The following is a 12945-nucleotide window of genomic DNA, read 5'->3' on the forward strand; positions in this document are numbered from 1 at the left end:
GCCAATCTTGAGGCAGAAAAGGCAGTGCGTCCACTTGTTTTCTAGGGACGCACTGTAAGGGGTGAGATAAGATTATTTATAGACGATCTGGCCAGATGGGTTGTACGTATCGACCTTAATTGGGCTATGGGACTGCAAGTACTCCTTAAGCACCTCTGCATCAACAAAGCCGGTATTGACGTAACCTGGGTGTTCAGTCAGTTTAGGGTAACCGTCACCACCAGCCGCGTTATAACTTGGTATCGTGAAGCGATAGGTTTGGCTTTCGTCTAGTGGCTTCCCATTGATTTTCACATCCGATACTTTGCCGTTGGCAACTTGCATGGATATGCCAGCAAATTGGGCGTATGCACCAGAGTCCACAGGCTTGGTTGCCACCACATTGAGGTAATCCAGCACCTCTTTACCATTCATATCAACATAAGTGATGATGTTGCCAAAAGGTTGTACTTTGAGCACATCTTTATAAGTAATGTCACCACCTTCAATAGAGTCGCGCACACCACCCGAGTTCATGACACCAAAATCGGCTTTGCCTCGCTCCATCTGCGCTTGAGCGATCAAACGCCCAAGGTTGGTTTGCTTAAATCTTACGACATTTCTGTCGCCTTCCAATTTACCATCTGATTGAGCAATTTTTACATTGAGTTGCTCTTGGCCTTTTTCTTGATAAGGTGTCAGGAATTCAACCATTTCTTTATTTTGCGGAATTTCTTCCTCGATAAAGACGCGTTGGCTTTCACCATTTACTTTCACTTTTTTCTTCAGATTTACTGGAATCAAGTTGTAGCTCACCATATTCAACTCACCATTTTTAAAGGTGTAGTCGGCGCGGCCTACATACTTGCCCCATTCATGAGCTTGAACAATATAAGTGCCGTTTTGAATGTCTGGCTGACACTCATCGCCAGGTTTAAATGCCGTGTTAACATGATTCGCAGATTCCATGCAGACCGGCTCTTGCGAGTGACCACCGACGATCATGTCAAGAGAGCCTTCATCAAGATAGCGAGCCAATGCAACATCGCCTGGCGCATTGATACCATGTTTGCCGTCTTCATAATGCCCCATATGGGTAACTGCAAAAATCAGATCAGGCTTCTCTTTTTGCTCAATTTCTTCAATTAAGATTTTTGCTTCTTCTTTCGGGTCGCGAAACTCAACGTTACCTAAGTACTCTGGATTACCAATTTTTGCCGTATCTTCGGTTGTCAGACCAATCACGGCAATCTTTACCCCTTGTTTATCAAACACTTTGTAGGGTTCAAATAGCCGTTTACCTGTCGTTTTATCATAGATATTGGCGGAAAGAAGAGGGAATGTGGCCCAACCTTCCTGCTTCTTCAATACATCAAGTGGATTATCGAATTCGTGGTTGCCTATGGCCATCGCATCATAGCCAATCCTATTCATTCCTTTGAAGTCTGGCTCAGCATCTTGTAGGTCGGACTCAGGTACGCCAGTATTAATATCGCCACCGGATAAAAGTAGAACCGTGCCACCTTGTTGTTCAACTTCTTGGCGAATATTATCAACCAACGTCTTTCGTGCAGCCATACCATATTCGCCATATTTGTTTTGCCAGAATCGGCCATGGTGATCGTTAGTATGAAGTACGGTGATATGGTAGGTTTTGTCTTTTTGCCAGTCATGGCTTGGTTCAGGTGAACATCCGACGAGTGCTGCGAATACAGCAGAGCTAACGGCTAACTTTAGCCAACGACCCTGTTTCATGGTGAAATCCTTAACATTAAATCTAGTGCTTATTCATTGCTCAATACCTTGCCACTTCAAAATGCAATTCCCAGCAAAACAGACAAGGTTTTGATAGTCAGAAGTGATGTAATGCATTGTCAATGATTCATAGCGACGGGCTAAGTCTAAATTATCCACCTAGCTAACATTCGGTATAATTGATAAATTTGTCGTAACGGTCACACGGTGAGCGAAGAAAAGTAGAGACAAAGCAAACTCAAAAACACGTGACGCTCATTCGTTTAAGCACGGTGTTGCGGTTGCATAAGAACAGAAAAGCCAGCACTACAGGCTGGCTAACATTGGCAAGTATTCAAGTATTTGGATAGTGACTGCTATTTTATATCGATCGGTTCAAAACCTTTGATCAAATCATCGAGTGACTTCATCTGCGCTAAAAATGGCTCTAGCTTATCAAGTGGTAATGCAGAAGGGCCATCACAGCGTGCTTTATCTGGGTTCGGGTGAGCTTCAATAAACAAACCTGCAATTCCCGTTGCTAAGCCAGCTTTCGCAAGCTCCACGGTTTGCTCTCTTCGGCCACCTGATGCAGCACCAGATGGGTCACGCATTTGCAATGAGTGAGTGACATCAAAGATGATCGGGCTTCCCTTAGACACTTTTTTCATTACGCCAAAACCAAGCATATCAACCACTAGGTTATCGTAACCATGGCAGGAACCACGCTCACATAAGATCACGTTCTCATTGCCACATTCAGCGAATTTTTCAACGATGTTACCCACTTGACCTGGGCTCATGAACTGGGGCTTTTTCACGTTGATCACTGCGCCAGTTCGCGCCATTGCTTCGACTAAATCAGTTTGTCTTGCTAAAAAAGCAGGAAGTTGAATCACATCAACCACATCGGCGACGGGTTTCGCTTGTTCCTCAGTATGAACATCGGTAATAATTTTTACGCCGAAGGTCTGTTTAAGCTCTTCAAAGATTTTCATCCCTTCTTCCATACCCGGGCCGCGGTAGGAATGCACCGAGCTGCGGTTCGCTTTATCAAAAGACGCTTTAAAAACATAAGGAATGTTTAATTTGTCGGTAACTTTTACGTAGTGCTCGCAAATTTGCATAGCCAAATCGCGTGACTCCAGCACATTCATGCCAGCGAATAGTGTAAAAGGCTTGTCGTTTGAGACTGGCATGTCTCCAATATGCACGACTTTTTGTTGCATGATAAATTCTCTTTTCGTCTTAATGTACTGTAATGCTTGTTTCGCTCATAACGTTCACTTGGCTTTTGAGCAGTTCAGCAGCCGGGTCATCAGGGCATTGGTCAATAAAGTATTGATAATCGGTCAAAGCGATCTGATGGCAATCGAGCTGTTGGTATATAAAGCCACGATCTCGAATCTCGTAAGGATCATCGGGTACAAAGGTCAGCGCCAGATCGGTGCAACGTAATGCTAACGTGTATCGCTCTTCACGCAGGAGAGCTGTCTTTATCAAGGCTAACCAACGGCCAATGATCGTCGGGTTATCCGCACATTCAAGATCAGCTGTTTCAATCGACGCCAATGGTCCGCGGTGGCCAATAAGCCAAGCCTGCAGTGTGCGCTTAGTCACCACTTCACCGTCGAAAGGGTTGATGTACTGTGGTTTTTCCCCTGGCCAAGTGAGCTTGATAAGCAATTGAGTTGGAAAGGAAACGGCTTCCATTGGCAAACCGAGTTTACCGCCCAAATACAATAAAATGGATCCTAAGCTAACAGGTATACCTTTACGAGATTGCAACACTTTATCCAAAAAAGCGTTGCTAGAGTCATAATAGGCGTCTTTATCACCTTGGAAGTTCCACTCTCCATAAAACAGTCTTATGAGTGCGCTGAACCTCCGTTTGTCATCAGCTTCGTGAGCTAATGCCAACTCGGCTTCTTCAAGTAAGCGTTTGAGCTCTTCCCTAGCCCATTTTGAATTTGTTTCTGGGTTAACTGCTTTATTCAAAGCCAGTGCACCATGGGCAAGATCCATTGCATCAAAGTCTTCATCAATTAAATTAAGCATGTATTGCGACCAATAGAAACAATTAAAAGAACATCGGTGTTTTCGTCACCGCTAATTTACCTGCCATCGCCAACCACCCAAGAGCACCAAAAAACGCGATTGAGCGGATAAATTTATTTTTGCCCAACTTTATCGCAAAAAAGCCAAGCGCGATATAAGCAAGCACACACATTAACTTTTCCGTCAGCCAAGGGGCGGCAGGCGTGAATGGAATAAACCCTGTGATGAAAATTAACGCGACTCCAGACAAAAGTAGACACGTATCATTCACATGAGGGAAAATTTTAATAAACTTACGTTCAATCATTGGCGAATTAACCATGATCATGACGTATCGAATCGTAAGCATAACGGCACTGATTGCTACCGTCATCAGGTGAAAATGCTTTATGGCCTCATACATAAATCCCTTCCTAGCACATAAGTAACGCTTTCGCTGTAAGTTGACTGAAAATCCGCTATTCCAATGGTTTCTGACCAATAGAAACGCGATCATTTCCAGCGTAATCTTTTTCGGTTTTGACATCTTGATAGCCAAACTGCAAAAGAAGCTGCCTTACTGCCTCTCCTTGGTCATATCCATGCTCAAAAGCAATCCAGCCTTCTGGCTGTAAATACGCTTTTGCTTGTGACGCAATATAACGAATGTCGGCTAATCCATTTTCCCCGGCCACCAATGCAGAGGAAGGTTCAAATCTTACATCACCCTGTTGTAAGTGAGGATCTTTTTCATCGATATACGGTGGATTCGACACAATCAGGGCGAAGGTTTTATGTTCTGACTGCACAATGGGCTCAAACCAGCTACCACAAAGAAAAGTAGCATTGTGAATAGTAAGCTTTTGCGCATTGCGAGTTGCCAGTGATGCGGCTTCTGGCTGCATATCAACGCCTAGCACGTTAAGGTCCGGCCTTTCAGAAGCAATCGCTAGCGCTATTGCCCCCGTTCCCGTTCCTAAATCAAGCACAGAGCCGTTGTAATTCGAAAGCAGATCCAAAGACACCTCAACCAGGCGCTCGGTATCAGGACGAGGAATTAACGTTGACTTAGACACTTCGAGAGGCAGTGACCAAAACTCTCTCTCGCCCGTTATGTAAGCTATAGGTTGCCCCGCTAACCTAAGTTCCATTGCTCGGGAGAACTTATCTTGTTCTTCTTGAGTCAACGTTTTCTCGGGCCATGTCAGCAGATACGACCTCGGTTTATCTAGTGCGTGGCACAACAATACTGACGCATCAATACAAGGAGAGTCGCTATTCGCCTCTCTTAGCTGCTGAGTGGCAGACTTGAGGTTGTCCTCAATGGTCACTGGTTTCATTAGTTGTTTTCAGCCAACGCAGCAAGTTGATCGGCTTGATACTCTTGGATAACCGGATCGACCAAGCTTTGTAAGTCACCTTCCATGACTTCTGCTAAGCGGTAAAGCGTCAAGTTAATACGGTGATCGGAAACTCGCCCTTGTGGGTAGTTATAGGTTCTAATACGGTCGCTACGATCACCCGAGCCAAGAAGGTTTCTACGTGTATCAGACACTTCTGCTGCACGTTTTGCCTCTTCAGCCTGGATAATACGCGCTGCCAAGACTGACATCGCCTTGGCCTTATTTTTATGCTGAGAGCGCTCATCTTGACACTCAACCACGGTACCGGTTGGTAAGTGAGTAATACGGATCGCAGAATCTGTCGTGTTGACGTGCTGACCACCGGCTCCAGATGCACGGAAAGTGTCAATTTTTAGATCGCTTGCCTTGATTTCAGGAATTTCAGCTTCTGGAATTTCTGGCATGATAGCGACCGTACAGGCTGAAGTATGCACTCGACCTTGCGACTCTGTAGCTGGGACACGTTGTACACGATGACCGCCAGATTCAAACTTCAGTACGCCATAGACCGCGTCACCACTGACCTTAGCAATCATCTCTTTATAGCCACCATGCTCTGCTTCGTTGGCAGACATCACTTCGATACGCCAGCCATTTTTCTCAGCGAAGCGGCTGTACATTCGGAACAGATCACCTGCGAAAATACCGGCTTCATCACCACCAGCACCGGCGCGAATTTCCAAGAAACAGTTACGCTCATCATTAGGGTCTTTAGGTAGCAGTAGAATTTGCAGCTCTTCATTAAGTCGAGTGATGGATGATTTCGCTTCATCGATCTCTTCAAGCGCCATTTCACGCATTTCAGCGTCATCTTCTTTGGCCATTTCTTCCGCAGCAACAAGGTCTTCCTGAGCTTGCTGATAAGCTTGAAAACACTTGGTGACTTCTTCGAGCTGAGAATACTCTTTAGACAGAGAACGAAACTTGTCTTGATCACCGATAACATCTGGATCGCCAAGTAAATGCTGAACTTCTTCGTAACGTTCAACTAGGGTTTCAAGCTTTGCTAAAATTGACGCTTTCATATTACTTCTTAATTTAGGAAATTTAGGGAAAATTTAGTTGAGATCATCAAGGCCTAGGCTTTGCCGAATGACACTCAGTTTTGTAGGTTCACCTTGTTCGGCCGCATTTTGCAGTGCTCGAGTCGGCGCATGAATCAACTTGTTGGTGAGCTTATTACTCAGCTCTAGCAACACTTTTTCTGGATCATTGCCGAGCGCTAAAGCTTGTAAACTTTTACTTAACAGCTCTTCACGCACATCATTCGATGCTTTTCGATATTCTCGAATACTGTCAACGGCATGCAATGAGCGCAACCAGCTCATGAAGGACGCACTTTCTTCAGTGACGATCGCTTCGGCTTGTATCGCTTCTACTTTACGTTGGGCCATATTACTATCGACGATCGATTGTAAATCATCCACGCTGTAAAGATACGCATCACTGAGCTCAGCCACCTGAGCTTCAATGTCACGTGGTACAGCAATATCTACTAAAAACATAGGCTGGTGTTTGCGAGCTTTTAACGCACATTCCACCATGCCTTTACCAATAATAGGTAGCGGGCTTGCAGTCGAGCTAATCACGATATCCGCTTGCTGCAAGTGATCGGGAATCTCGTTTAAAGTAATAACATGGCCACCAAAACCGCCAGCCAGCTTTTGCGCCCTTTCTCGGGTTCTGTTTGCGACGATAATTTTGCAATTACCATGACCTGAAAGGTGCTTAGCCACCAACTCTATGGTCTCACCAGCCCCGACTAACATAACGGTGAGATTGTCCAAGGACTCAAATATTTGCTTGGCCAGTATACAAGCCGCGTAGGCGACCGATACGGCGCTACCACCAATTTCGGTTTCGGTTCTCACACGTTTGGCGACCGAGAACGCCTTTTGAAAAAGCTTCTCAACAGAAGTATTTAGCGCACTATGTGTTCTCGACTCTGAATAAGCTTGTTTTACCTGGCCAAGTATTTGCGGTTCACCTAATACCAAAGAGTCCAAGCCGCTCGACACCCGCATTAGGTGACGAATCGCTGCTTGATCTTCATGAATATACAGACATGGCTTAATATCTTCTGGGTTGACTTGATGAAAGTCGATAAGCCAGTCGATTAACTTGTTCTTACTTTGTGGGCTAACTTCGCAATACACTTCCGTTCGATTACATGTGGATACAATGACGCTGCCATTCACGTTAGAATCCGCTGCTAATTGATTTAACGCCTCGGATAACTTCTCTGGACCAAACGCCACCTTTTCACGCAACTCTACTGACGCCGTATTGTGATTAACTCCGATGGCAAGCAAGGACATGTATATAGTGTTCTCTGATATTCGGGTCTCACGACCCTGGTTTATTTTTACAAGTTGGGAATTTTACTTTATGCCCTTGTGTATTAAAAGGGCAACGGCAATTTGTTTTCACCACTTCGTGATATCAATGATATAGTGGCACTTATTTTCGATATTCGATAGTATAAATTTCGAGCTAATATGAAACAGCTAAAAAAAATACTTTTTTTCCTCATTACATTGACGGTGATATCTGGCTGTAGCTCACTTCCCAAGAGCTCCACCAATGTTCAATGGCAACAACAGCAAGCAAGATTAACGTCCATCAAAAGCTATCAAGCCATTGGAAAATTAAATTATATCTCACCCAAACAAAGAGAGTCGCTGTATTTTCAATGGAAGCACTCTGATAGCAAAAGTCAATTAAGGCTGACAACTTTCCTAGGGCAAAGTGTACTCAACCTTGTCATTACCCCTAAAGAGTCTTCTGTCACTACCTATAACAATACGGTATACAAAGACACCAACCCAAGCCGTTTGGTGTATAAACTCACCGGATTAGAACTTCCGATCAAGCAACTGCAAGATTGGTTACTAGGTAAACCAACTGGCGCAGATAACTACCAGCTAAACCCAACCAACACCGTGGCTTCACTAGACAAAGTGGTGGATGGCGCACATTGGACATTGCTGTATCAAGCGTACACCGATGAGACTGTTGACGGAAACACCGTACCTCTACCCAGCAAATTCAGCTTAAAACAAGGCGATACAAGGTTGAACATAACGGTATCTAAATGGAAGTTAAACCCATGATAACTGGACAAACTCATTGGCCATCTCCAGCAAAGCTCAATTTGTTCTTATACATCACTGGGCAACGCGAATCAGGTTATCACGATTTGCAAACTCTGTTTCAATTCGTTGACTATGGAGACACGCTCACCATCGCTGCAACATCTTGTGATGAGGTCCTACTTAGCCCAGCCATTGCAGGTGTCTCTGTCGAAGATAACCTTATTTATAAAGCGGCAATGGCGCTTAAAAACGCCACTGGATGTGATTTTGGCGCGGATATCCACTTAGAAAAGATACTGCCTATGGGAGGAGGTATCGGTGGCGGCTCTTCCAATGCTGCAACAACATTGGTCGCGTTAAACTATCTTTGGCAAACGGGTTTAACCGATGACGAACTCGCTGACATTGGTCTCCAACTGGGGGCCGATGTACCGGTCTTTGTTCGTGGTTTTGCCGCATTTGCTGAGGGCGTTGGCGAGAAACTTACCCCAGTGAGTCCCGAAGAAAAGTGGTATTTGGTAGTACGCCCCAACGTGAGCATTGCTACCGCAGACATATTTACCCACCCAAATTTGACACGTAACACTCCGAAACGCCCCCTAGCCTCTCTCTTGTCTGAGCCTTACGTAAACGATTGCGAAAAAATTGTACGAATGCTTTACCCAGAGGTTGATAAGCAACTTTCATGGCTGCTACAATATGCGCCGTCAAGATTGACGGGAACCGGGTCGTGCGTTTTTGCAGAATTTAATAGTAAATTCGATGCAGATGCCGCTCTTGCCGAGCTCTCTGACGATGTCTCTGCGTTTATCGCTCAAGGGCGTAATCTATCGCCATTGAAAACGAGACTGGCCGACTACCAATCGGCTAATAACCATTCAATTAAAAACTGGACGCAACCCTGAGGTTTTTACCGTGCCTGATATGAAGCTATTTGCTGGTAACGCAACACCTGAACTAGCCCAACGTATTGCTGACCGTCTATACATCTCTCTTGGTGATGCTACTGTCGACCGTTTCTCCGATGGAGAAGTCGCTGTACAAATCAACGAAAATGTTCGTGGTAGTGATGTATTTATTATTCAATCAACCTGTGCACCAACTAATGACAACCTAATGGAATTAGTGGTAATGATTGATGCAATGCGCCGCGCTTCTGCTGGCCGTATTACCGCCGTTATTCCTTATTTTGGTTACGCTCGCCAAGATAGACGTGTGCGTTCAGCACGTGTGCCTATTACGGCTAAAGTTGTCGCTGACTTTCTCTCCAATGTCGGCGTAGACCGAGTGCTTACCATCGATCTTCACGCTGAGCAGATTCAAGGTTTCTTCGATGTACCAGTGGATAACATCTTTGGTACACCTGTGCTTCTAGAAGATATGAAAAACCGCGGACTAGAAAATCCTGTTGTGGTTTCGCCTGACTTGGGCGGTGTCGTTCGTGCTCGTGCAACCGCCAAAGCACTTGATGATATTGATATCGCAATCGTAGATAAGCGCCGTCCACGTGCCAACGTTTCTGAAGTCATGAACCTTATCGGTGAAGTAGAAGGACGTGATTGCGTCATCGTTGATGACATGATCGATACAGGCGGCACATTGTGTAAAGCGGCGGAAGCGTTAAAAGCTCAAGGTGCAAAACGCGTGTTTGCTTATGCAACACACGCCGTCTTCTCGGGCAATGCTGAACAAAACATCAAAAACTCAGTGCTTGATCAAGTCATCGTTACTGATTCTATCTCTATCAGGCCAGAAATGGAGAAGACGGGCAAAGTGACAACGTTAAGCCTATCACGCATGCTTGCTGAAGCCATTCGCCGCATCAGCAACGAAGAGTCCATCTCGGCAATGTTTAAGTAACGACTACACTTCGAGTCGATTTCAAATTCAAAGCACTCTATCACCATAGAGTGCTTTTTGCTTATTTGGACTGATATATACCCAATCACCTCGGTGTGCTATTATGGCGCGCTTTTTAGTTTCTAGAGAGAATATAATCTTGAGTCAACACATCAAACTTCTCGTCGGATTAGCCAATCCGGGACCAGAGTACAAGCATACCAGGCACAATGCTGGCGCTTGGGTGGTTGAAGAGTTAGCTAGAAACCACAACATTACGCTAAAACAAGAAGCCAAGTTTTTTGGTCTAACTGGACGTATACTGCTAAACGGCCACGACCTTAGACTGCTGATTCCAAGCACATTCATGAACCTATCTGGTAAAGCAATTTCAGCCATGGCTAAGTTTTATCAAATAGCGCCAGAAGAGATCATGGTGGCCCACGATGAGCTTGATTTACCCCCAGGCGTCGCCAAATTCAAAAAAGGTGGCGGCCATGGTGGTCATAATGGCTTGAAAGATACCATTAGCAAACTTGGCAACAATAAAGAATTTTATCGCCTAAGGATTGGCATCGGCCATCCGGGACACAAAGATAGAGTGTCAGGCTACGTGCTGGGCAAGGCCCCAGCAAAAGAACAAGAGTGCTTAAATGCCGTTGTGGATGAATCCGTACGCAGCCTAGACATCTTACTAAAAGATGGCTTAACTAAAGCACAAAATCGATTACACACGTTCAAAGCTGAATAAGGTTATTATCATGGGTTTTAAATGTGGCATTGTTGGCCTACCAAACGTAGGTAAATCAACGTTGTTTAACGCATTAACAAAGGCAGGTATTGAAGCTGCCAACTTCCCTTTTTGTACTATCGAGCCAAACACAGGCATTGTTCCTGTGCCGGATTTACGACTAGATGCATTGGCAAAAATCGTTAATCCGCAAAAAATTCTACCTACCACAATGGAATTTGTAGATATTGCTGGCTTGGTAGCAGGCGCATCGAAAGGGGAAGGATTAGGCAACAAATTCCTAGCCAACATCCGTGAAACTGATGCTATTGGCCACGTTGTTCGCTGTTTCGAAAATGAAAATATTGTCCACGTTGCTGGCAAAGTATCCCCCATTGAAGACATCGAAGTGATTAACTTAGAGCTTGCGTTGGCCGACCTTGATTCTTGCGAAAGAGCGATCCAACGTAACACCAAAAAAGCCAAGGGTGGTGATAAGGACGCGAAGTTCGAGCTAACCGTACTAGAGAAGCTGCTTCCTGTATTGACTGAAGGTGGCATGGTTCGCACGGTCGAACTTGCTAAAGAAGAGCTAGCCGCCATCGCATATCTTAACTTCTTAACATTAAAGCCAACCATGTATATCGCTAACGTCAACGAAGATGGCTTTGAAGATAACCCATACCTTGATGCCGTTCGAGAGTTCGCTGCGAAAGAAAACAATGTGGTGGTGCCAGTATGCGCATCCATTGAATCGGAGTTATCTGAACTCGACGATGAAGACAGAGAAGAATTTCTTGCCGATATGGGTATTGAAGAGCCTGGGTTAAACCGAGTGATCCGTTCTGGTTACGAGCTACTAACGCTACAGACTTATTTCACCGCTGGCGTGAAAGAAGTGAGAGCATGGACAATTCCTGTCGGTGCGACTGCCCCTCAAGCAGCAGGTAAAATCCATACCGATTTTGAGAAAGGCTTCATTAGAGCTGAAGTCGTTGCTTATGATGATTTCATCCAATTCAATGGTGAAAGTGGCGCGAAAGAAGCAGGTAAATGGCGTTTAGAAGGGAAAGATTACATTGTCAAAGATGGCGACGTAGTTCACTTCCGCTTTAACGTGTAACAAAAAGCGTTTAACCGATGTCAAAGCCAGCTAAGATGCTGGCTTTGTTGTTTTTGCAGCCTACCACTCAACAGAGTTCAGTAAATAACCGACAATTTATCCTGACAATTTATTATCAGTTTTCGATCATAAACACCGCTCTTTGTTTAAAAAGAAACCGAACAGTAGATATATCAAGATTTATTAAAAAAAAATGTTGACGGGTTTCGTTCAACTCCGCATAATGCGGCCCGTTCCCAACGAGATGAGCAATCATCTTCTGGGGCTAAGAAATGGCTACGTAGCTCAGCTGGTTAGAGCACATCACTCATAATGATGGGGTCACAGGTTCGAATCCCGTCGTAGCCACCATTTCTTAGCTATGCGAAAGCATTATTGAAATACGCGGAAGTGGCGGAATTGGTAGACGCACCAGATTTAGGTTCTGGCGCCGCAAGGTGTGAGAGTTCAAGTCTCTCCTTCCGCACCATATTTTAAAATGTCATCGTATAGTTTGGAAATCGACAAGCTGAATTAAGCTGTCCTTTGTTGGGCTATCGCCAAGCGGTAAGGCAGCGGCTTTTGATGCCGCCATTCCCTGGTTCGAATCCAGGTAGCCCAGCCACTCTTTTAAAGAGTAAAAATTACAGCGCTAAGATTGAAAAAGTATTGGCGTTAAAAGTGAGATTATATTATATTGTCTCGCTCAAAAAAGATGGCTACGTAGCTCAGCTGGTTAGAGCACATCACTCATAATGATGGGGTCACAGGTTCGAATCCCGTCGTAGCCACCATAAATTTAAGTCAACGAGTTTTTACCAATTAACTGGTTGATTGACATTTCGATACGCGGAAGTGGCGGAATTGGTAGACGCACCAGATTTAGGTTCTGGCGCCGCAAGGTGTGAGAGTTCAAGTCTCTCCTTCCGCACCATATCGAACTAAAATGTCAAAAATGAATCTGCGGAAGTGGCGGAATTGGTAGACGCACCAGATTTAGGTTCTGGCGCCGCAAGGTGTGAGAGT

General features: G+C 44.9%; 12 protein-coding genes and 5 tRNA genes. 10 read left to right on the forward strand and 7 right to left on the reverse strand.

The genetic code is table 11. The features are described 5' to 3' along the window. Positions 1 to 72: 72 nt before the first annotated feature. The 7 genes from ushA to hemA form a co-directional block, all read right to left on the reverse strand. Positions 73 to 1734: a bifunctional UDP-sugar hydrolase/5'-nucleotidase UshA gene (gene ushA, locus M9194_RS10750; protein WP_250612643.1), complete on the reverse strand. Its 1662-nt coding sequence runs from the start codon at positions 1732 to 1734 to the stop codon at positions 73 to 75. A 356-nt stretch (positions 1735 to 2090) separates the two neighbouring features. Further along, the gene (gene kdsA / locus M9194_RS10755; RefSeq protein ID WP_250612644.1) at positions 2091 to 2942 is read right to left on the reverse strand and encodes a 3-deoxy-8-phosphooctulonate synthase; all 852 of its coding nucleotides are present in this window, start codon (positions 2940 to 2942) and stop codon (positions 2091 to 2093) included. Between the two features lie 19 nt (positions 2943 to 2961). Continuing rightward, positions 2962 to 3771, reverse strand: a complete 810-nt coding sequence (locus tag M9194_RS10760) for a SirB1 family protein (protein ID WP_250612645.1) — start codon at positions 3769 to 3771, stop codon at positions 2962 to 2964. Positions 3772 to 3793: 22 nt separating this feature from the next. Next, positions 3794 to 4174 (reverse strand): SirB2 family protein, encoded by a 381-nt coding sequence (locus tag M9194_RS10765; RefSeq protein WP_250612646.1) that lies wholly within the window; start codon positions 4172 to 4174, stop codon positions 3794 to 3796. Between the two features lie 55 nt (positions 4175 to 4229). Further along, the gene (gene prmC / locus M9194_RS10770; protein ID WP_250612647.1) at positions 4230 to 5090 is read right to left on the reverse strand and encodes a peptide chain release factor N(5)-glutamine methyltransferase; all 861 of its coding nucleotides are present in this window, start codon (positions 5088 to 5090) and stop codon (positions 4230 to 4232) included. Then, on the reverse strand, positions 5090 to 6178 hold the full coding sequence (gene prfA, locus M9194_RS10775) for a peptide chain release factor 1 (protein ID WP_250612648.1): 1089 nt from the start codon (positions 6176 to 6178) through the stop codon (positions 5090 to 5092). Before prfA ends, prmC begins: the two co-directional genes overlap by 1 nt. 33 nt (positions 6179 to 6211) lie before the next feature. Next, positions 6212 to 7471, reverse strand: a complete 1260-nt coding sequence (gene hemA, locus M9194_RS10780) for a glutamyl-tRNA reductase (protein WP_250612649.1) — start codon at positions 7469 to 7471, stop codon at positions 6212 to 6214. A gap of 180 nt (positions 7472 to 7651) precedes the next feature. Here hemA and lolB point away from each other — a divergent pair, with 180 nt between their 5' ends. The 10 genes from lolB (at position 7652) to M9194_RS10830 (ending at position 12853) form a co-directional block, all read left to right on the forward strand. After that, complete coding sequence (gene lolB / locus M9194_RS10785; RefSeq protein WP_250612650.1) at positions 7652 to 8266, forward strand: lipoprotein insertase outer membrane protein LolB; 615 nt, start codon at positions 7652 to 7654, stop codon at positions 8264 to 8266. After that, a complete protein-coding gene (gene ispE, locus M9194_RS10790; protein ID WP_250612651.1) occupies positions 8263 to 9153 on the forward strand; it encodes a 4-(cytidine 5'-diphospho)-2-C-methyl-D-erythritol kinase in 891 nt (296 codons plus the stop codon). Before lolB ends, ispE begins: the two co-directional genes overlap by 4 nt. 10 nt (positions 9154 to 9163) lie before the next feature. Further along, a complete protein-coding gene (locus M9194_RS10795) occupies positions 9164 to 10108 on the forward strand; it encodes a ribose-phosphate pyrophosphokinase (RefSeq protein ID WP_250612652.1) in 945 nt (314 codons plus the stop codon). Positions 10109 to 10247: 139 nt separating this feature from the next. Then, positions 10248 to 10838, forward strand: coding sequence for an aminoacyl-tRNA hydrolase (gene pth, locus M9194_RS10800; RefSeq protein WP_250612657.1), 591 nt, complete (start codon positions 10248 to 10250; stop codon positions 10836 to 10838). A 10-nt stretch (positions 10839 to 10848) separates the two neighbouring features. Next, positions 10849 to 11940: a redox-regulated ATPase YchF gene (gene ychF / locus M9194_RS10805; protein ID WP_250612653.1), complete on the forward strand. Its 1092-nt coding sequence runs from the start codon at positions 10849 to 10851 to the stop codon at positions 11938 to 11940. A gap of 274 nt (positions 11941 to 12214) precedes the next feature. Next, a tRNA-Met gene (locus tag M9194_RS10810) sits at positions 12215 to 12291 on the forward strand. Positions 12292 to 12324: 33 nt separating this feature from the next. Continuing rightward, positions 12325 to 12409, forward strand: a tRNA-Leu gene (locus tag M9194_RS10815). Positions 12410 to 12469: 60 nt separating this feature from the next. Then, positions 12470 to 12544: transfer RNA gene (locus M9194_RS10820), tRNA-Gln, on the forward strand. Positions 12545 to 12636: 92 nt separating this feature from the next. Continuing rightward, positions 12637 to 12713: transfer RNA gene (locus tag M9194_RS10825), tRNA-Met, on the forward strand. A 55-nt stretch (positions 12714 to 12768) separates the two neighbouring features. Continuing rightward, positions 12769 to 12853 (forward strand) — tRNA-Leu (locus M9194_RS10830). Positions 12854 to 12945 lie beyond the last annotated feature (92 nt).

The organism is Vibrio sinus (assembly GCF_023634645.1).
In the GTDB taxonomy this organism is placed as follows: Bacteria; Pseudomonadota; Gammaproteobacteria; order Enterobacterales; family Vibrionaceae; genus Vibrio; species Vibrio sinus.